This is a genomic window from Streptomyces sp. R21, assembly GCF_041051975.1.
Classification (GTDB): domain Bacteria; phylum Actinomycetota; class Actinomycetes; order Streptomycetales; family Streptomycetaceae; genus Streptomyces.
In genome coordinates, this window is sequence record NZ_CP163435.1 from 2,045,319 (window position 1) to 2,064,750 (window position 19,432).

Genomic DNA, 19,432 nt, shown 5'->3' on the forward strand with positions numbered 1-19,432 from the left:
CGTATGAGGAAACGCCAGCCCAAGACCTATACCCGTCTCACGCACCCACTCGTCAGGGACTCGCGCGACGAACCCTTCCGGCAGGCCGGCTGGGACGAGGCGCTGACCCGCGCGGCCGTCGGCCTCGGCGCCGCACGCGGCGCGTTCGGAATGTTCTCCTGCGCCCGCGCGACCAACGAAATGAACTACGTGGCACAGAAGTTCGCGCGGGTCGTGATGGGCACGAACAACGTCGACTCCTGCAACCGCACCTGTCACGCGCCGAGCGTCGCCGGTCTCTCGGCAGCCTTCGGCTCGGGCGGTGGCACCTCCTCCTACGCCGAGGTCGAGCACACCGACCTCATCGTGATGTGGGGCTCCAACGCCCGCTTCGCACACCCGATCTTCTTCCAGCACGTCCTGAAGGGGATCCGCAACGGGGCCCGCATGTACGCCGTCGACCCGCGCCGTACGTCGACGGCCGAGTGGGCGGAAAGCTGGCTCGGGCTGAACGTCGGCACCGACATCCCGATGGCGCACGCGATCGGCCGCGAGATCATCCACGCGGGCCTCGCCAACCGGGCGTTCGTCGAGCGGGCGACGTCCCATTTCGAGGAGTTCCGGGCGCTCGTCGAGCCGTGGACGCTGTCGCTCGCCGAGAAAGTGACAGGCGTACCGGCCGCCGCCATAAGGGAGTTGGCGCACGCCTTCGCGCGGGCCGAGCGGGCGCAGCTGTGCTGGACGCTCGGCATCACAGAGCACCACAACGGCACCGACAACGTCCGCGCGCTCATCAACCTGTCCCTGCTGACCGGGCACGTGGGCCGCTACGGCTCCGGGCTCCAGCCCCTGCGCGGCCAGAACAACGTGCAGGGCGGCGGCGACATGGGCGCCATCCCCAACCGGCTCCCCGGCTTTCACGACATCCTCGACCCCGCCGCCCGGCTGAGGTTCGAGTCCGCCTGGGACACCGTCATCCAGCCCCGCTACGGGCTGAACCTGACCGAGATGTTCGAGTCCATGGAGGAGGGCGCCCTCAAGGCGGTCTACTGCATCGGCGAGAACCCCGCCCAGTCGGAGGCCGACAGCGAGCAGGCGATGCGGCGGCTGCGCAACCTCGACTTCCTCGTCGTCCAGGACATCTTCCTCACGAAGACCGCCGAGTTGGCCGACATCGTGCTGCCCGCGACCGCCGGGTGGGCCGAGACGGAGGGCACGACGACCAACAGCGAACGGCGGGTTCAGCGGGTCCGCCGGGCCGTCACACCGCCCGGCGAGGCGCGTGAGGACATCGACATCATCTGCGACCTGGCCGCGCGCCTCGGGCACGAGTGGAAGTACGCGGACTCCGAGGCCGTCTGGAACGAGCTGCGGTCGGTGTCGCCGGACCACTACGGGATGACGTACGAGCTCCTTGAGGAGCAGCAGGGCATCCAGTGGCCCTGCCCGGCGACGGACCGGATCGAACCGACCTATCTGCACGGCCGGTTGTGGGAGGCGGACCCCGCGAAGCGGGGGCTCCTCGCGCCCTTCGGGCTCGTCGAGCACGATCCGCCCGTCGACCTGACGGACGAGGAGTATCCGATCCGGCTCACCACCGGGCGCCGCCTCGACTCGTACAACACCGGTGTGCAGAGCGGCGGTTTCGCCTCTCCGCTGCGGCGCGGCGAGTACGTCGAGCTGTGTCCGGAGGACGCCGAGCGCTACGGGGTCGTGGTGGGCGAGGAGGTACGGGTCTCGTCGCGGCGCGGGGCCGTGGTGGCGCCGGTGTGGGTCGACACGGCGCTGCGGCCCGGGCTCGCGTTCATGACCATGCACTTTCCCGACGAGGTGGACACCAACCAGCTGACGATCGAGGCCAACTGCCCGATCGCGGGCACGGCGGAGTTCAAGGCGTCGGCCATCCGGATCGAGAAGCTGCCCGCTGCGGCACATGCGACGCAAGTGAGGTGATGTGGTGGACCTGCGTTTCGGTGACAGCAAGCCGACGGACGAGGAACGGGCGGCGGTCGACGCGCTGCTCGGTCCTCCGGAGTCTTCCTGGGAGGGGGCGGACCGCTCCGACGCCGACCTGCGGTGGGCGCGGGGCGGGCGTGCGGCCCGCGAGCGCCGTGATCTGCTGTTGCCGGGGCTGCACGCCGTCAACGACCGCGTCGGCTGGATCAGTGAGGGCGCGCTCGACTATCTGTGCCGGCGGCTCACCGTGCCGCCCGCCGAGGCGTACGGGGTCGCCACGTTCTACTCGATGTTCTCCGTGAAGCCCCGGCCTGCGACGGTGCTGCACGTGTGCACGGACCTCGCGTGCGCGGGCGCCGGGGCCGCGGAGCTGTGCACCGGTGCCGAGGCACGCCTCGGGCTCGGCAGCGGTGTTTCCGTCGAGCGGAGCCCGTGCCTGGGGCTGTGCGAGCGGGCGCCTGCGGCGTTGGTGGTGCGGGCGGGGGCACCCACAGAGCCCTCTCTCGCCCCCTCCGCCCCTACCCGTCCCGTAGACCTGGGGGCTGCGCCCCCTCTCCCCCTGCATCGGCCTGGACGGCCTCGTCCTCAAACGCCGGACGGGCTGAAAGCCGCCACCGCCGTCGTCGCCCCCGCCACCGTCGACACCGTCGTCCTCGCCGCCACCGCCCCCGAGACCGCCCCCGCCGAGCCGTCCGCCGCCGCGGCGGTCCCCCAAGCAGGTCACGAGGGCCTGGTCCTGCTGTCCCGCGTCGGCGTCGTCGATCCCGCCTCCCTCGACGACTATCGCGCCCACGGCGGATACACAGCCCTGCGCCGCGCCTTCGACCTCGGCCCCGCCGGCGTCATCCGCGAGGTCACCGACGCCGGTCTGGTCGGTCGCGGTGGAGCCGCGTTCCCCACGGGCCGCAAATGGCAGGCGACGGCGTCGCAGCCCGACCACCCGCACTATCTCGTGTGCAACGCGGACGAGTCGGAGCCGGGGACCTTCAAGGACCGGGTGGTCATGGAGGGCGATCCGTACGCGCTCGTCGAGGCGATGACCATCGCGGGGTACGCGGTCGGGGCGCGCAAGGGCTATCTGTACCTGCGCGGCGAGTACCCGCGCGCCCTCGCCCGTCTGACGCACGCGATCGGGCAGGCACGCGCGCGTGGACTGCTCGGGGACGACGTGCTCGGGCAGGGGTACGCCTTCGACATCGAGGTACGGCGAGGGGCGGGCGCCTACATCTGCGGGGAGGAGACGGCGCTGTTCAACTCGATCGAGGGCTACCGAGGAGAGCCCCGTTCGAAACCGCCCTTCCCCGTAGAGAAGGGTCTGTTCGGCAAACCCACTGCCGAGAACAATGTGGAGACGCTCGTCAATGTGCTGCCGATCCTGACGAGGGGCGCGGAGGCCTACGCGGCGATCGGCACCGAGAAATCCACCGGGCCGAAGCTGTTCTGCGTGTCGGGAAGCGTCGAGCGGCCGGGCGTCTACGAGCTGCCGTTCGGGGCGACGCTCGGTGAGCTGCTCACGCTGGCCGGGGTGCGTAAGCGTTTGCGCGCGGTTCTGCTCGGAGGCGCGGCCGGCGGTTTCGTACGGCCCGACGAGCTGGACATCCCGCTCACCTTCGAGGGCACGCGGGAGGCGGGCACCACGCTCGGCTCGGGGGTGGTGATGGCCTTCGACGACACGGTGCCGCTTCCCCGGCTGCTGCTGCGGATCGCGGAGTTCTTCCGTGACGAGTCGTGCGGGCAGTGCGTGCCGTGCCGGGTCGGGACCGTACGACAGGAGGAGGCGCTGCACCGGATCGCCGAGCGGACGGGCGCGGCGGCAGCCGGCGACATCGCCCTGCTCAGGGAGGTCGGCCGGGCCATGCGGGACGCCTCGATCTGCGGCCTCGGCCAGACCGCGTGGAACGCCGTGGAATCCGCAATCGACCGCCTGGGGGCGTACGAATGACCGTGACACCGCTGGGGATCCCCCGCCGCCTGCTGGAGTTCACGCTCGACGGGGAGCCCGTCCGGGCCCCGGAGGGCTCGACCATCCTCGACGCCTGCCGCTCCGCCGGAAAGGACGTGCCGACCCTCTGCCAGGGTGACACCCTCACCCCCAAGAACGCCTGCCGTGTCTGTGTCGTCGAGGTCGAGGGGGCCAGGACCCTCGTCCCCGCCTGTTCCCGCAAGGCGGAGGCGGGCATGGAGGTGCGCACCGACTCCGAGCGTGCCCGGCACAGCCGCAAGGTCGTGCTCGAGCTGCTCGCTTCCTCGGTCGACTTGTCGGCCACGCCTCAGGTCGCCGAGTGGATCAAGGAATATGAGGCGAAGCCGGACCGGTTCGGCCCGGACGCGGCCCGTGTCGACGAGGAGCCGAGGGTCGACAACGACCTGTACGTGCGCGACTACGACAAGTGCATCCTCTGCTACAAGTGCGTCGACGCCTGCGGCGACCAGTGGCAGAACACGTTCGCGATCTCGGTCTCCGGCCGCGGCTTCGACGCCCGGATCGCCGTCGAGCACGACGCCCCGCTGACCGACTCGGCGTGCGTGTACTGCGGGAACTGCATCGAGGTCTGTCCGACCGGAGCGCTGTCCTTCAAGTCGGAGTTCGACATGCGGGCGGCGGGCACGTGGGACGAGTCGGCGCAGACGGAGACGACGACGGTGTGCGCGTACTGCGGAGTGGGCTGCAACCTCACTCTGCACGTGCAGGACAATGAGATCGTGAAGGTCACCTCGCCGCACGACAACCCGGTGACCCACGGCAACCTCTGCATCAAGGGCCGTTTCGGCTACCAGCACGTACAGAACCGGGGCTGATCAGGACATGGGACGAGTCACGGAACGACGCAAGGTGATCCGTATCCGGGACGGGGCGGTCTCCACCCGCCCGGACACGCTCGTCGCCGAGGAACCTCTGGAGATCCGGCTCAACGGCAACGCGCTCGCGATCACCATGCGCACGCCGGGCGACGACTTCCCGCTCGCCGCGGGCTTCCTGGTCAGCGAGGGCGTGCTGGGCGCGGCGGACGAGCTGCAGAGCATCGTGTACTGCGCGGGCGCCACCGTGGACGGTTCGAACACGTACAACGTGGTGGACGTGCGGACGGCGCCGGGCGTCGTCATACCGGACATCACGCTGGAGCGGAACGTGTACACCACGTCGTCCTGCGGGCTGTGCGGCAAGGCGAGCCTGGACGCGGTCCGTACGACGGCCCGCTGGGCGATCGACGACACGCACGGCGGCACCACTCCCCCGGTGCGGCTCGAACCCGAACTGCTCGCGAGCCTCCCCGACCGGCTGCGGGCGGCCCAGCGGGTCTTCGACCGGACCGGGGGCCTGCACGCGGCGGCTCTGTTCACGGAGGACGGCGAGCTCCTCGACATCCGGGAGGACGTGGGCCGGCACAACGCGGTCGACAAGCTCGTCGGCCGGGCCCTGCAGAACGGGCAGCTGCCGCTCTCCCGCACCGTCCTGCTGGTCTCGGGCCGCGCCTCCTTCGAGCTGGCGCAGAAGGCGGTCATGGCGGGCATCCCGGTCCTGGCGGCGGTCTCGGCGCCGTCGTCCCTGGCGGTCGACCTGGCCGCGGAGACGGGCCTGACGCTGGTCGGCTTCCTGCGTGGAGCCTCCATGAACGTGTACGCGGGCGAGCACCGTATCGCTCTGCGGGCCGCGGCCGCCCAGGGCTGACCGGCTCCCCGCGACACGACGGCGGGGCCCCGAACGGCGGGGAGCGCCCCCTGCGCCGGAGGGGCCCCGCTGTTTGCTCTTTCGCCTACGGGGCGCCTCAAGCCGGTGTCGAGAGGCCGCCCGTGCTCAACCCTTCGGGCCTCCGCGCGCGCGGCCTCTCGACACCGGCGCGCCCCTTCGGCTCTTTCGCGGCCGACGCGTTGGGGAATGCGCCCTTGCACGGCCCTTGCCGTTTGCCCGTGTGCGCCCCGCACTCAGCCCTTCGCGAATCTCACGTCCTGTGCGCGCCCCACCGTCCCCAGCCTCGGGAAGTCCAGCCGCACCGACGCCTCGTGTTCGGCGGCAGTGAAGGCGGCCATCGCGTCCTCGACGAAGACCAGGTCGTAGCCGAGGTCCCCGCCGGCGCGGGCGGTGGACTCGACGCCGAGATTGGTGGCGATCCCGCCGAACACGAGGGTGGTGACGCCGCGTTCGCGCAGCCGCTCGTGCAGGCCGGTGTCCTGGAACCCGCCGATGGTCCGTTTCACGATCTCGATGTCGCCCTCGGCCGCGAGTCCGGCGGCGAGCGAGCTGCCGGGCGGCTGCTCGGCGATCCCGGGGCGCTCGACGCGGATGAGCACGACGGGTGCTCCCGCGGAGCGGAACGATGTCGCCAACTCCTCGGCCCTGGTGAGGACTTCAGTGCCCTTGTGGGGTTCCAGGGGCAGCGCGACGATGCGGTCCATCAGGTCGACGAGGACAAGGGCCGTACGGGCCGGGTCGAGGGCGAGTCTGGGTTCGGTTCCGGGTGCGGTCATGACGGAACGTTAGCCCGCGTCAGCCGTCCGTACCGGAAATCCGGATCAACAGGTCCATGAACTGCTCCCGTTCGGCGGTGGAGAGGGAGGACAGAAGCGCCTCGTTCGCCGCGCGCGCCGCCTTCTCGCAGCGCTTCAGCAGCCGCCCGCCCTCCTCTGTGAGTGACACCGCGTTCTTCCGGCGGTCCTTCGGATCCGGTTCGCGGACGACGAGGCCCGCGGTCTGGAGGTCGTTGAGGACACCGACCAGGTCCTTGGGGTCGAGCTGGATGCTGCGGCCGAGTGCGGCCTGGGCGACGGGTCCGAGGTCGCAGACGGCACTGAGCACCACGTGATGCCACATCTTGATGCCCTCGGCGGCCAGCGCCTCTGCGACCAGACCTCGGCCGCGGGCGGCGGCCCGGCCGAGGAGCCAGCTCGGGAGCGTACGGATCGCGCGGGGCGCGGAGAGAGAAGCCTGCGCGGAAGGAGAGGCGGGTTCGGGACGCGGAGCGGGTGCGGCGGGCATGCGGCCAGCTTAACGAAGAAACCGTTGGACTTCCCAACGAATCTTCCGTTACCGTTGGGACTCCCAACGATTCTTGGAGGTGCGATGCGTCGCGTCCGGTACGAGCACACGGGTGGCCCGCTGTTCATGGAGGAGGTGCCCGTCCCCGCCGCAGGACCCGGAGAGCTGCTCGTGCGCACCGAGGCGATCGGTGTGACCCTGCCCGTCGTGCGCAAGGTGACCGAGGCGGCCGAGCCGATCGCGCTCGGGGGCGAGATAGCCGGGGAGGTCGTCGCCGTGGGCGAGGGCGTCACCCGCTGCAGGGTGGGCGATCGCGTCACCGGCCTCTGCTTCGGGCACGGGTACGCCGACTTCGCGCTGCTCAACGAGGTCATGGCTTCACCCGTTCCCTCGGGTGCAAGCGCGGTCGACGCCGTCGCCCTCGTCCGCAGCGGCCTGGTCGCGTTCGGCGCACTGGAGGCCGCGCGCCCCGCGCCCGGCGAGGCGGCGCTGGTGACCGGGGCGGCGAGCGGCGTCGGACAGCTGGCCGTCCAGCTCGCCCGGCTGCGCGGGGCGTCACGCGTCGTCGGCGCCGTGTCCGCGCCCGGCAAGGCCGGCTTCGTGCGCGGACTCGGAGCCGACGAGGTGGTCCTGTACGACGCCACGGGCTGGGGCGAGCCCGTCGACTACGTGCTCGACGCGGTCGGCGGCGACCTGCTCACCCCGGCCGTCGCCGCCCTCGCGCCGGGCGGACGGCTCGTCGCGTACAGCTCGGGCGGCGGGACGATCCAGGCGTACGACCTGCTGGTGGGCGCCAAGTCGGTGATCGGCTTCCAGATGGCGCTGATCGCCCGCGGCCGGCCGGAGTTGTACGAGCGGTGGCGCCAGGAACTGTGGCGGCTGTTCGCGGACGGCGCCCTGCGCCCTGCCGTGCACGGGCAGTTCACACTGGAGGATGCCGCGAAGGCCCACGCGGTGATCGAGTCGCGGGGCAACCTCGGCAAGGTGGTTCTGGTCCCCTGACGTCCGGCCACCGCCCGCCCGTGGAGCCGTCGCCCGTCCGCAGCGGCGCCCGCACGTGGCCGGTGCACGCTTCTTGTGGGGTGCCTGAGCGCCCAAGTAGCGTCTGTGGCACACACGTTGGACGTCGGACGTGGGATGTCCGGATGTCTCCATCGCCCCCACACACGGACAAGGTGTCCCCACGTACGCAGACGTATGAAGGGCAGGCCTCACCATGCCGTCAAGCCTCCGCGCACGTCTCAGATCCACGCTCGTAGCAGCCCTGACCGCCGGGCTCACCACCGCTGCGCTGCTCGCCTCACCGAGCCCGGCGGGCGCCCAACCGGCAGGCGCCACCGGAGAGTTCGAACAGCAGGTGCTCTTCAAGGCCTCGCAGGATCCCGGCTACGCCTGCTTCCGCATTCCCGCCGTCGTGAAGACCACCGACGGCACCCTGCTCGCCTTCTCCGAAGGCCGGGTCGACAACTGCGGGGACGCGGGCGACATCGACATCGTCCTCAAGCGGTCGGACGACGGCGGGCGCACCTGGGGCCCGCTCCAGGTCGTCAACGAGGGCGCGGGTGACACGCACGGCAACCCCGCCCCCATGGTGGACCGCGAGACCGGCCGGATCGTGCTGGCGGAGACCTACAACACGGGCCGTACGGACAGCGCCAGTTGCTCGACCCCCTGCGACCGCACCCCGCATCTCCAGTACAGCGACGACGACGGGCTGACCTGGTCGCAGCCGCGCGACCTGAGTGACGAGATCCTCCCGGCGAACTGGAACTCCTGGTACGCCACCGGACCCGTGCACGGCATCCAGCTCACCCGCGGCCGGCATGCGGGCCGGCTCGTCTTCGGGGTCAACACCGAGACGTGGAACGGCAGTCGGGTCACCGCCAACAACGCGGCGCTCATCACCAGCGACGACGGCGGCGACCACTGGGAGGTCGGCGCGACGGACTCGTGGCCGATCGCCGACGACGGCACCTTCCGCCAGAAGCCGTCCGAGGTGACGATCACCGAGCGCGTCGACGGTTCCGTTCTCATCAGCGGGCGCGAGCAGGACGGCACCGACCTCGGCCACCGCACCCAGACGGTGAGCCGCGACGGCGGCGACAGTTTCGTCGCGCCCTTCCGCGACATCCCCGACCTCTACGCGCCCCAGGTCCAGGGCTCCACCCTGCGGCTGGGCGACCGCATCCTGCTGTCCTGCCCCGGCGACCCGGACCGCCGCCGCACGATGATGATCCGCTCCTCCTACGACGGCGGCCGCACCTGGGACAGCGTGGACCGCGGCACGGTCGTGACCACGGACTGGTCCGGCTACTCGGACATGGTGCGGGTCGACGGCAGCACCGTGGGGCTGATGTACGAGGGCGGCGCCGTCGACGCCCGCGACGAGATCCGCTTCGCGCGGTTCACCGAGGACTGGCTGAAGCCGCGCCGCGGCCCGGACCCGACGACCGCGGACCTCGCGCCGGGCGCCCGGCGTGCGGCGGTCCTCGGCGGCGCCACCGAGACGGACGGCGTGTTCGGCGGCGCCCTGTCCTTCGACGGCGCCGACGACGCCGTACGACTGCCGTATCGCGACCAACTCCCTCTCGGAGCGAAGGACTTCACGGCATCGCTGTGGTTCCGCTACACCGCCACGACCGGTGAGCAGCCGCTGCTGTGGATGGGCGGGATCGGCACCTCGCAGCCGCAGGTGTGGCTGCGAGGTGAGCCCGCGTCGAACCGGATCACCGGGCTGATCACGACCAGGAACGGCGCGGCGGCTCCGGCCTCGGCCTTCGTGCGCACCGCCGGCGCGTACAACGACGGCCAGTGGCACCAGTTGGTGCTGCGCCGCGGCGGCGGCCTGCTCACGCTGTTCGTGGACGGCACGGCGATCAGCACGGCGGACGTGCCCGGCTCGGTCAGCCGCAACTCGCCGTTCGGGGTGCACATCGGCCAGCGGATGGACAGCCGGGCGTACTTCACCGGCGCCATCGACGAAGTACGGGTCTGGGACCGGGCGTTGAGCGACGAGGAGCTGACGGGCGTGCGCACCGGAAAGGTGCCGGCGACGCGGGACACCGTTCTGTGGCTGCCCATGGACCATGTGAGCGGCAGCCACTAACGTCCCGTCCGTGCCCGACGACGCACGAGCACGACGGCAGGCCGGGACCGGGCTGGGGATCATCCTGGCCCTGGTCTGCGCGGCCGTGCTGCTCACCGCCCTCCCGGACGACCGGGAGGGCGGCGGCACATGCGCCGCGCGTACGGTGCGGTCCTGGTCCGCGGACACGAGGCTGACGGGCGAGTTCGCCCGGTACGGGGACGACGCCACGCGCATGGACGACTGGACCGGCGGCGACGGCACCCACTCGGTGCGGCTGCCGGACGGGCGGATGCTGTGGCTGTTCTCCGACACCTATCTCGGCCCGGTGCACGCGCCGCCGAACCCGGTCGGCGAGTCGTTCGCCTGGCGCGACACCTCGGCACCGCTGGTGCGCAACTCGGCGGTGGTGATGTCCGCGTCGGGCCGCCTGGAGAGCACGCTCCCCACGCCCGTGTTCCCCGACCCGGGGCCGCAGCAGTGGCGCTGGCCGGTGGCCGCGCGGGTCGAACCGCGCTCCCCCGGCTCCTCGGACCAGGTCGTCCGCGTCCTGCTGTGGACCCGTACGACGGGCCAGGCACCGTGGATCTACGGCGTGCCCACGGCGACCGAGGTCGCCACGCTCTCACTGCCCGATCTCCGGCTCGAAGGCATCCGGACGATCCTCGACCAGCGCTCCGTCGCGGACGCCTCGCAGCGCGTGCTGTACGGCACCTCGGCGGTCGACGCGGGCGAGTGGACGTACGTCTTCGGCGGCGACGATCTCCAGGCGGCCTCCCGTCCGGCTTCGCAGGCGTACGTGGCCCGCGTGCCGCGCGGCAGGCTCGGCGAGCCGGGCGCCTGGGAGTACTGGGACGGCAAGCAGTGGGCGGTCCGGGCGCGGGCGAAGCCGGTACTCGGGGACGGGCAGCGCAGGGGCGTGGGCAGCGCCTTCACGGTGGTGCGCGACGGCGGCACGTACGTGCTGTTCACGATGGCCGCCGGCACCGAGGGGCTGACGACGATCACCTCGTACTGGGCGTGCTCGCCGACGGGCCCCTGGCAGGGGCCCACCCGCAGCTTCAGCCCGTCGCTGCCCGAGGGCGAGGTGGCGGCGTACAACCCGCAGGCGCATCCGGCACTGAGCGGCGACGGACGGCTGGTGCTGAGCTACGACGTCAACTGGCTGGACGCGACGGGCGCTTCGGCGCAGGCCAACCTCAGTCGGAACGTGTCCCTGTACCGACCGCGATTCGTGACGCTGCGGCTGGGGTCGGGTTCGTAGCCGCCTCCGGGTCGCGGGCCCGGCGCTTGGCGATGACCGCGCACACCATCAACTGCATCTGGTGGAAGAGCATCAGCGGCAGCACGGCGAGCGAGGCGTGCGCGCCGAACAGGACGCTCGCCATAGGGAGTCCGGAGGCGAGGGACTTCTTCGACCCGGCGAACTGGATGGCGATCCGGTCCTCCCGGTTGAAGCGCAGCGCCTTCCCGCCGTACCAGGTGAGGGCCAGCATCACGGCGAGGATCACCGCCTCGACGACGAGCAGCCCGGCGAGGCGGACGGCGCTGACCTGGTGCCAGATGCCCTGCACCATGCCCTCGCTGAACGCGGTGTAGACGACGAGCAGGATCGATCCGCGGTCGACGAGTCCGAGGATCTTCTTGTGCCGGGTGATGAACCCGCCGATCCAACGCCTCAGCAACTGCCCGGCCAGGAACGGCACGAGGAGTTGCAGCACGATCTTGACGAGGGAGTCCGCGGAGAAGCCGCCGCCGCTGTTGCCGAGCAGCGCCGCCGCCAGCAGCGGGGTGATGACGATGCCGGCGAGCGAGGAGAAGGAGCCCGCGCAGATCGCGGCCGGCACGTTGCCGCGCGCGATGGAGGTGAAGGCGATCGACGACTGGATGGTCGACGGCACGAGGGTGAGGAACAGCAGGCCCTGGTAGAGGGGGTGCGTGAGGAGCACCGGCACCAGGCCGCGGGCGGCGAGGCCGAGCAGCGGGAAGACGACGAAGGTGCAGGCGAGGACCGTGCCGTGCAGTCGCCAGTGGCGCAGGCCGTCGAGCGCCTCACGGGTCGACAGGCGCGCCCCGTAGAGGAAGAAGAGGAAGGCGATCGCGGCCGTGGACGCGCCCGAGGCGATGTCGGCACCCGTGCCCCGCGCCGGGAAGAGGGCCGCGAGGCCCACTGTCCCGAGCAACAGCAGTATGTACGGGTCGATCGGCATCCAACTCGGCCACTGCAGGCGTTTCACGGTGCTCCACTGCTCGGTTCGCTATGTGCTCACGGTCATCCCTGGTACGTCGTCGTCCAGAGGCGGGTCGTGCCCTCTCCATCGTCCTCCTCCACCGCGCGATCGGGAATCCGTCATACCGCTCTGACTGTCATCACGGTTCGCGATAACGTGGGGGTATGTACGACCCTTCCCAGTTGCGTACGTTTCTGGCGGTGGCCCAGACCCTGAGCTTCACCCGGGCCGCCCGCCGGCTCGGGCTGCGTCAGTCCACGGTGAGCCAGCATGTGCGCCGCCTGGAGGACGCCACCGGGCGCCAGCTCTTCTCCCGCGACACCCACTCCGTGGAGCTGACGGAGGACGGCGAGGCGATGCTCGGCTTCGCCCGGCGGATCCTGGAGGTGCAGGAGCAGGCGGCGGCGTTCTTCACGGGCACCAGGCTGCGCGGGCGGCTGCGCTTCGGCGCCTCCGAGGACTTCGTGCTGACCCGGCTCCCGGAGATCCTGGAGGGCTTCCGCTCCGACCACCCCGAAGTGGATCTGGAGCTGACGGTCGAGCTCTCCGGCACCCTGCACGAACAACTGGCCGCCGGGAAGCTGGACCTGGTGCTCGCGAAGCGGCGGCCGCAGGACCCACAGGGCGAACTCGTCTGGCACGACCGGCTGGTGTGGATCGGCGCGGAGCGGCTCCGCCTCGACCCCGACCGCCCCGTCCCGCTGATCGTCTACCCGCCGCCGGGCATCACCCGCGCGCTGGCCCTGGAAGCCCTGGAACGCCAGGGCCGGCCGTGGCGCATCGCCTGCACCAGCGGCAGCCTCAACGGCCTGATCGCGGCGGCCCGAGCGGGCCTCGGTGTGATGGCGCACTCACGCGGACTCGTCCCGCCGGGGCTGGTCCGCGTCCCCGACCGCGCGGGGCTGCCGGAGCTGGGCGCGGTCGACTTCGTCCTGGTGCACGGCCGGCGCCGCGCCTCCGCCCAGGACGCCGCGGACGCGCTGGCGACGGCGATCCTGGCGGGCGGGGACCGGTTGCATCGCGGGTGACCGCCAGAGGGCGTGCATGCCGTCGCGGGGCAGACGGGAATTGTCAGACAGGCCTTAGCGGGACGGCAGCGGGTACGTCAGCTGCTTGACCCTGCGCAGGAACGGTGTCGTCTCCACGTGCTGAACGCCCTCCAGCCGGCCGAGCGGGCCGCTGAGGTAGGCGTACAGGTCCGCCGTGCTTCGCGCCAGCGCGGTCGCCACGATGTTCGAGGGGCCCGCGGTGGCGGAGGCGTGCGCGATCTCGTCGTGCGCGGCCAGCGCCTCGCCGACGGAGTGCAGGGCGGCCGGGGCGGCGGTGATCCACAGCACCGCGGCGACACGGCGGTCGAAGATCGCCGGGTTGTACTCCACATCGATGTAGACGACGCCGGAGGCGAGCAACGCCGCCAGGCGGCGCTTGACCGCGGACTCGGAACGGCCGGTGGCGCGCTGCAGTTCGGGGTAGGTGGCACGCCCGTCCCGTTCCAGGACGGCGAGCAGGGGTTCGTCCTCCGGGTCGATGGTCACCACGCCGGACTCCGGGCCGCACTCCGGATCGGGGCCGAGGGCGGCGATCTGGTCGTCCGTGAGCGCGCCGAGCTTGCGCACCCAGCCGTTGACACCGCCGTAGAACCGGTGGAGCAGCTGGTGGGCACGGATCTCCACCACGCTGGGGGTGCGCGGCAGCTTGCCGAGCAGCAGGTCGTCGTGGTCGCCCGCGCTGCGCGGCCGGGTCAGGCAGAGGAGCTCGGTGCCGCCGGAGGCGAGTCCGATCCAGTACGTGTCGGGGCGCTTGGCGAGCGCGTCCCCGATGGCCACGGCGCTGTCCGGCGCGCAGCGCACCCGCAGCATCCACTGGTCCTGACCGAGCCGGGAGGCGTCCCGCATCGCCACGACCCGCAGCCCGCTCTCGGCGCACAGCCTGCGGTAGCGGCGCGCGACGGTCTGGTCGGAGACACCGAGCACCGACCCGATCCGACTGAAGGAGGCCCGGCCGTTCACCTCCAGCGCCGACAGCAGCTGGAGGTCGACCTTGTCGACGGCGTGGGATTCCGTCACCCTCACACCTTCCCGTGTCGGATTCGTTCGGCCCAGCGCCCTACTCCCCTGCGATCGGCCGCGCTCCGCCCATCGTACGGAGGCATACGCATTCATCGCACAAGGAGTTGGGGACATGCGCACATGGGGGCCGCTCACGGCGGTGTGCCTGGGGACGTTCATGTTGTTGCTGGACGTGACGATCGTGGTCGTCGCGCTGCCGGACATGGCACGGTCGCTGCACGCGTCGCTGAGTGACTTGCAGTGGGTGGTCGACGGGTACGCGCTCGCGCTCGCCGCACTGCTGCTGGGGATAGGCGCCGCGGCCGACATTCTGGGACGCCGCAAGGTGCATGTGGCGGGCGTGGCGCTGTTCGCGGCGGCGTCGCTGCTGTGCGGGCTGGCGTCGGGGCCCGGGATGCTGGTGGCCGCGCGCGCACTGCAGGGCGTGGGCGCGGCGGCGATGTTCGCGACGACGCTCCCGCTGCTCGGCTCGGTCTACCACGGGCGGCAGCGGTCGACGGCGCTCGGCATCTGGGGAGCGGTCAGCGGCGGCGCGGCCGCGGTCGGGCCGGTCCTGGGCGGCCTGCTCACCGAGGGGCCCGGCTGGCGGTGGATCTTCTTCGTGAACCTGCCGGTGAGCGTGGCGTCGATCTGGCTGACGCTGCGCGTGGTGCCGGAGTCGCGCGGTCCGCGCGGGATGCGGATCGACTGGGCGGGGACGGCGACGTTCGCGGGCTTCGCGGGGGCGCTGACGTACGGGGTGGTGCGGGCCGGGTCCGACGGCTGGACGTCGACGGCTCCGACGGCCTCGTTCGTGCTCGCCGCGCTGGCGCTGGCGGGCTTCGTGCTCGTCGAGCGCCGGGTGGCCCATCCGCTGCTCGACCTGTCGCTGCTGCGCAAGCCCGCGTTCGTGGGCGTGATGGTCGGCGCGCTCGCCTTCAACGGGGTGGCGTTCGGCGTGATCCCGTACCTCTCGATCTGGATGCAGACGGTCCTCGGCATGAGCCCGGTGCGCGGCGGACTCACACTGCTTCCGCTGACCGGCGCGTCGGTCGTGGTCGCCATCCTCGCGGGCAAGCTGCTGCACGGGGTTCCGGCCCGGCTGACCATCGGCGGCGGACTGCTCCTGATCGGGTCCGGCGCCTTCTGCCAGGCCGTACTGGACGCGGACACGAGCTGGACGATGCTGATCCCCGGCCTGGTCCTGGTGGGGACCGGCACCGGGTTCGTCTCCCCGTCGATCGCCGGCGCGGCACTGGCCGCCGTACCGCAGGAGCGGTCGGGCATGGCGGGCGGCGCGGTCAACACGGTCCGGCAGCTGGGGTACGCGCTCGGGGTCGCCGTCTTCGGCACCGTGCTGACCTCGCGCATGCAGGACACCCTCCCGCACGACGCGGCGCACACCCTCGCGGGCGGCGGCGCCGGGGCCCTGAGCGGCACGTTCTCCGAGCACACCCTGCGGGCCGCCTTCGCCTCGGGGCTCGACACGGCGTCGGTGGCCGCGGGTGTGACGGGAATGATCGCCGGCGCGCTGGTACTGATGTTGGTGCGGACACCGCGTCCCGCGACGGGCTCGGCGACCACCGGGGCCGCGTCGGCGGAGAAGGCGGCGGCAGCTCGCGGATGACACGGGCGGATTGACGGCTTGACCGCTTTTACGCCCTGATGGGTCGGCGCCTCGATGGCCGGAAGTGGAACCTCCACGTCCGGTATTCGGGGCGCCGCGCACCGTAATCGGGTCGCGCAGATTCGGTGGAGATTACGGCAGGGAAACTTACCCAACCGTAAGTAATTCTGTCCGGCCCTTCCCCATGTGAGCGCATTTTCTCGGTTGACCTGTACCTATTCCGGACCTTCGGGCGTTCCGTCACCCCTCCCGCACTCCAGCTCGTTGGGGTAGCTTTCACGGCGCTGTGCTGAGCGCCACAAGGAGCGGGTTTGCGCGAGTTCACCAACCCTCCACTGGCGTCGCCGCCGCCGGTGGGCGGCCTGGCCGACGTCGTGTTCGACCATGCCCTCGAAGACCCCCTGTACGTCGCCCTCGGCCGCAAGGACGAGCAGGGGCAGTGGCGCGATGTCACGTCCGCCGAGTTCCGCGACGAGGTCCTCGCCCTCGCCAAGGGCCTGCTCGCCCAGGGGATCCGGTTCGGGGACCGGGTCGCGATCATGTGCCGTACGCGCTACGAGTGGACCCTCTTCGACTACGCGCTCTGGACGATCGGCGTCCAGGTCGTGCCGATCTACCCCACCTCCTCCGCCGAGCAGGTCTTCTGGACGCTGCACGACGCGCAGGTGTCGGCGGTCATGGTCGAGCACGAGGACCACGCGATGACCATCGCCACGGTCGTCGACCGGCTCCCGCACCTGCACAAGCTGTGGCAGCTCGACGCGGGCGCCGTGCAGGAGCTGTACGAGGCGGGTGGCGGCATCGACGACGAGGTGGTGCACCGGCACCGGCGCGCCGTCACTCCGGAGTCGATCGCGACGATCATCTACACCTCCGGCACCACCGGGCGCCCCAAGGGCTGCATGCTCTCCCACGCGAACTTCATGTTCGAGACGAGCACCGCCATCGACCGCTGGGAACCCGTCTTCCACTCCAAGCGCGGCGACGAGGCGGCCACCTTGCTGTTCCTGCCGCTCGCGCACGTCTTCGGGCGGATGGTGCAGGTCGCGGCGATCCGCGGCAGGGTCAAATTCGGCCACCAGCCGCAGCTCAACGCGGCGGCCCTGCTGCCCGACCTCGCCGCGTTCCGGCCGACGTTCATCCTCGCCGTGCCGTACATCTTCGAGAAGGTCTTCAACGCCGCGCGCCGCAAGGCCGAGAAGGAGGGCCGCTCGGGCCCCTTCGAGAAGGCCGTCGAGGTCGCGGTGCGCTACGCCGACGCCATGGAGTCGAAGGCCTGGGGCATCGGCCCCGGCCCCTCGGCGGGCCTCAGGATGCAGCACCAGTTCTTCGACAAGGTCGTCTACTCCAAGGTGCGCGCCGCACTGGGCGGCCGGATGAAGCACGCCATGTCCGGCGGCTCGGCCATGGACCGGCGGCTCGGCCTCTTCTTCGCGGGCGCCGGCGTCACCATCTTCGAGGGGTACGGCCTCACGGAGTCCACGGCCGCCGCGACCGCCAACCCTCCCGAGCGCACCCGGTTCGGCACGGTCGGCCAGGCGCTGCCCGGCACCACCGTGCACATCGCGGACGACGGCGAGATCTGGCTGCACGGCGACAACGTGTTCCAGGGCTACCTCAACAACGTCAAGGCCACCGACGCCACCCTGCACGACGGCTGGCTCGCCACCGGTGACCTGGGCTCGCTCGACGAGGACGGCTACCTCACCATCACCGGGCGCAAGAAGGAGATCCTGGTGACCTCCGGCGGCAAGAGCGTCTCGCCGGGAATCCTGGAGGAACGGGTGCGCGACCATCCCCTGGTCGCCCAGTGCATCGTCGTCGGCAACGACCGGCCCTACATCGCGGCGCTCGTCACCCTGGACTCGGAGGCCGTCGAGCACTGGCTGCAGATGCGCGGCAAGCCGCAGCTGTCCGCGGCGGAGCTGGTGCGCGACCCCGACCTGGAGACCGAGGTGCGGCGCGCCGTCGTCGCCGCGAACACGCTGGTCTCGAAGGCCGAGTCGATCCGTACGTTCCGGATACTGGCCCATCAGTTCACGGAGGAGCACGGGTTGCTCACGCCTTCGCTGAAGCTGAAGCGGAAGGCCATCGAGAAGGCCTACTCCTCCGAGGTGGAAGCCTTGTACCAGGCATAGAGATGTGACCTCGCAACGGGGCTCGCCGAGCGAGTCCCTGACGGTCCGTCATGTAATGGTGCGTCAGATATTGACGATCCATCAGTTCCAACCGACACTTTCGGTCACCCGACGGAGGGGGACCGACCGTGTCGCGACCGATCCGCACCATCGCCGGCGTCGTGGCCGCGCTGCTGCTCGCCACCGCCTGCAACTCCGCTGCCAGTAACGGGAGTTCGGACAAGGGAGCCGGGGGCTCCGTGCGTGGGGTCACCGGTGACTCCATCAAGGTCGGGGGCATCGTCTCGATGACGACGGCCACCGGGTACTCGAAGAAGGACACCGATCTCGGGGCGAAGGCGCGGTTCGACCGGGCCAATGCCGAAGGCGGGGTCAACGGCCGGAAGATCGACTACCTGGGGGCGGAGGACGACGGGCAGGACCCGGCGAGGAACCTGGCCGCCGCGCGCAAACTCGTGCAGCAGGACAAGGTGTTCGCGATCGCACCGATGAGCTCGACGACCTTCTCCGGGGCGGACTTCCTCCAGCAGCAGAAGGTGCCGACGTTCGGCTGGGGAACCCTGCCGTCCTTCTGCGGGCCGACGTACATCTACGGATTCGGCGGCTGCATGGTGCCGATGCCGGGCGGCACGATCTCACAGACCTGGCCCGAGGGGCTCAAGCGGGTCACCGGCGGCGCGCAGGGCAAGTCCGTGGCGATCCTCGCCAACGACAGCGACGCGGGAACCTTCGCCATCCGCACGTACAAGCAGAGCTTCGCGACGGCGGGCTACAAGGTGACGTACGCGAAGCCATCCGTGCCCGGGACGTCGATGCCGAGCGACTGGTCGGCGTACACGAAGGAGATTCTTCGCAGCAACGGCGGAAAGGCACCCGATGCGGTGGTCTCGGTGATGCAGACGCCGTACAACATCGGTCTGTTCACGGCGCTCAAGCGCAGCGGCTACAAGGGAGTGCTGACCGATCCGACGGACTACGACCCCTCGCTGCTCGCCAAGAGCGCGACGAAGCAGGCGCTCGACGGGGTGCACGTCCTGCTGTCCTTCCAGCCGTTCGAGCAGGACAACGCGGCGATGAAGCAGTTCAGGGCGGACATCAGGAAGGCGGCCGGGAAGGAGGTGCCGTTGAACATGCACATGATGACCGGGTACATGTCGGCCGACCTTTTCCTCGCCATCGCCGAGAAGGCGGGCAAGGACCTGACCGTGGCCTCCTTCCAGAAGGCGGCGAAGGGATTCTCCGACACGGGCACGATGGTGGGCGACCGCGCCGAGCCCAAGGGGCAGAAGGAGTCGTTCGGCTGCGGAGCCCTGGTGCAGCTCAAAGCCGGCAAGTACGTCGTCTCGGCGCCCTTCACCTGCTATCCGCCGATCCCCTTCAAGTAGCCCGACCG

15 protein-coding genes are annotated in these 19,432 nt (G+C 71.0%); 11 read left to right on the forward strand and 4 right to left on the reverse strand.

Annotated elements, in window-relative coordinates; all coding sequences use genetic code 11:
- Window positions 1-3 precede the first annotated feature (3 nt).
- Genes AB5J56_RS09340 through fdhD form a run of 4 tightly spaced genes read left to right on the forward strand, consistent with a single transcriptional unit; the run spans window position 4 to window position 5,605 of the window.
- Complete coding sequence (locus AB5J56_RS09340) at window positions 4-1,932, forward strand: molybdopterin oxidoreductase family protein (RefSeq protein WP_369231908.1); 1,929 nt, start codon at window positions 4-6, stop codon at window positions 1,930-1,932.
- A 4-nt stretch (window positions 1,933-1,936) separates the two neighbouring features.
- Window positions 1,937-3,877 carry an NAD(P)H-dependent oxidoreductase subunit E gene (locus AB5J56_RS09345; RefSeq protein WP_369231910.1) on the forward strand — a complete coding sequence of 647 codons (1,941 nt, stop codon included), beginning with the start codon at window positions 1,937-1,939 and terminating at the stop codon, window positions 3,875-3,877.
- Window positions 3,874-4,734 carry a 2Fe-2S iron-sulfur cluster-binding protein gene (locus tag AB5J56_RS09350; protein ID WP_369231912.1) on the forward strand — a complete coding sequence of 287 codons (861 nt, stop codon included), beginning with the start codon at window positions 3,874-3,876 and terminating at the stop codon, window positions 4,732-4,734. Before AB5J56_RS09345 ends, AB5J56_RS09350 begins: the two co-directional genes overlap by 4 nt.
- Window positions 4,735-4,741: 7 nt before the next feature.
- Window positions 4,742-5,605, forward strand: a complete 864-nt coding sequence (gene fdhD / locus AB5J56_RS09355) for a formate dehydrogenase accessory sulfurtransferase FdhD (RefSeq protein ID WP_369231914.1) — start codon at window positions 4,742-4,744, stop codon at window positions 5,603-5,605.
- Window positions 5,606-5,859: 254 nt separating this feature from the next.
- On the opposite strand, the gene AB5J56_RS09360 is transcribed toward fdhD, so the two are convergent.
- Complete coding sequence (locus AB5J56_RS09360) at window positions 5,860-6,402, reverse strand: isochorismatase family protein (RefSeq protein ID WP_369231916.1); 543 nt, start codon at window positions 6,400-6,402, stop codon at window positions 5,860-5,862.
- Window positions 6,403-6,421: 19 nt separating this feature from the next.
- The gene (locus AB5J56_RS09365) at window positions 6,422-6,910 is read right to left on the reverse strand and encodes a MarR family winged helix-turn-helix transcriptional regulator (RefSeq protein ID WP_369231918.1); all 489 of its coding nucleotides are present in this window, start codon (window positions 6,908-6,910) and stop codon (window positions 6,422-6,424) included.
- Window positions 6,911-6,994: 84 nt separating this feature from the next.
- Between AB5J56_RS09365 and AB5J56_RS09370 the strand changes: the two genes are divergently transcribed.
- From AB5J56_RS09370 to AB5J56_RS09380, 3 genes are all read left to right on the forward strand, one after another.
- Window positions 6,995-7,912 (forward strand): zinc-binding alcohol dehydrogenase family protein, encoded by a 918-nt coding sequence (locus AB5J56_RS09370; RefSeq protein ID WP_369231920.1) that lies wholly within the window; start codon window positions 6,995-6,997, stop codon window positions 7,910-7,912.
- A 214-nt stretch (window positions 7,913-8,126) separates the two neighbouring features.
- Window positions 8,127-10,016 (forward strand): exo-alpha-sialidase, encoded by a 1,890-nt coding sequence (locus tag AB5J56_RS09375; RefSeq protein ID WP_369231922.1) that lies wholly within the window; start codon window positions 8,127-8,129, stop codon window positions 10,014-10,016.
- A gap of 10 nt (window positions 10,017-10,026) precedes the next feature.
- A complete protein-coding gene (locus AB5J56_RS09380) occupies window positions 10,027-11,259 on the forward strand; it encodes a DUF4185 domain-containing protein (RefSeq protein WP_369231924.1) in 1,233 nt (410 codons plus the stop codon).
- Here the strand turns inward: AB5J56_RS09380 and AB5J56_RS09385 are convergent.
- The gene (locus AB5J56_RS09385) at window positions 11,195-12,205 is read right to left on the reverse strand and encodes a bile acid:sodium symporter family protein (protein ID WP_369242455.1); all 1,011 of its coding nucleotides are present in this window, start codon (window positions 12,203-12,205) and stop codon (window positions 11,195-11,197) included. The two genes, AB5J56_RS09380 and AB5J56_RS09385, sit on opposite strands and share 65 nt — an antisense overlap.
- 185 nt (window positions 12,206-12,390) lie before the next feature.
- Here AB5J56_RS09385 and AB5J56_RS09390 point away from each other — a divergent pair, with 185 nt between their 5' ends.
- A complete protein-coding gene (locus AB5J56_RS09390) occupies window positions 12,391-13,254 on the forward strand; it encodes a LysR substrate-binding domain-containing protein (RefSeq protein WP_369231926.1) in 864 nt (287 codons plus the stop codon).
- A gap of 54 nt (window positions 13,255-13,308) precedes the next feature.
- Here the strand turns inward: AB5J56_RS09390 and AB5J56_RS09395 are convergent, their stop codons facing one another.
- Complete coding sequence (locus tag AB5J56_RS09395) at window positions 13,309-14,298, reverse strand: Lrp/AsnC family transcriptional regulator (RefSeq protein WP_369231928.1); 990 nt, start codon at window positions 14,296-14,298, stop codon at window positions 13,309-13,311.
- A gap of 109 nt (window positions 14,299-14,407) precedes the next feature.
- Between AB5J56_RS09395 and AB5J56_RS09400 the strand changes: the two genes are divergently transcribed.
- The 3 genes from AB5J56_RS09400 to AB5J56_RS09410 all read left to right on the forward strand — a co-directional run bounded on the left by AB5J56_RS09400 (window position 14,408) and on the right by AB5J56_RS09410 (window position 19,424).
- Window positions 14,408-15,901 (forward strand): MFS transporter, encoded by a 1,494-nt coding sequence (locus AB5J56_RS09400; RefSeq protein WP_369231930.1) that lies wholly within the window; start codon window positions 14,408-14,410, stop codon window positions 15,899-15,901.
- A gap of 311 nt (window positions 15,902-16,212) precedes the next feature.
- Window positions 16,213-18,039 (forward strand): long-chain fatty acid--CoA ligase, encoded by a 1,827-nt coding sequence (locus tag AB5J56_RS09405; RefSeq protein ID WP_369231932.1) that lies wholly within the window; start codon window positions 16,213-16,215, stop codon window positions 18,037-18,039.
- A 128-nt stretch (window positions 18,040-18,167) separates the two neighbouring features.
- Window positions 18,168-19,424, forward strand: a complete 1,257-nt coding sequence (locus AB5J56_RS09410; RefSeq protein WP_369231934.1) for an ABC transporter substrate-binding protein — start codon at window positions 18,168-18,170, stop codon at window positions 19,422-19,424.
- Window positions 19,425-19,432 lie beyond the last annotated feature (8 nt).

Bases quoted from the DNA above. Each gene is read 5' to 3' on its own strand.
- AB5J56_RS09340 (WP_369231908.1), top strand. From the start codon at position 4: ATGAGGAAACGCCAGCCCAAGACCTATACCCGTCTCACGCACCCACTC.
- AB5J56_RS09350 (WP_369231912.1), top strand. From the start codon at position 3,874: ATGACCGTGACACCGCTGGGGATCCCCCGCCGCCTGCTGGAGTTCACG.
- fdhD (WP_369231914.1), top strand. From the start codon at position 4,742: ATGGGACGAGTCACGGAACGACGCAAGGTGATCCGTATCCGGGACGGG.
- AB5J56_RS09360 (WP_369231916.1), bottom strand. From the start codon at position 6,402: ATGACCGCACCCGGAACCGAACCCAGACTCGCCCTCGACCCGGCCCGT.
- AB5J56_RS09365 (WP_369231918.1), bottom strand. From the start codon at position 6,910: ATGCCCGCCGCACCCGCTCCGCGTCCCGAACCCGCCTCTCCTTCCGCG.
- AB5J56_RS09370 (WP_369231920.1), top strand. From the start codon at position 6,995: ATGCGTCGCGTCCGGTACGAGCACACGGGTGGCCCGCTGTTCATGGAG.
- AB5J56_RS09375 (WP_369231922.1), top strand. From the start codon at position 8,127: ATGCCGTCAAGCCTCCGCGCACGTCTCAGATCCACGCTCGTAGCAGCC.
- AB5J56_RS09385 (WP_369242455.1), bottom strand. From the start codon at position 12,205: ATGCCGATCGACCCGTACATACTGCTGTTGCTCGGGACAGTGGGCCTC.
- AB5J56_RS09390 (WP_369231926.1), top strand. From the start codon at position 12,391: ATGTACGACCCTTCCCAGTTGCGTACGTTTCTGGCGGTGGCCCAGACC.
- AB5J56_RS09400 (WP_369231930.1), top strand. From the start codon at position 14,408: ATGCGCACATGGGGGCCGCTCACGGCGGTGTGCCTGGGGACGTTCATG.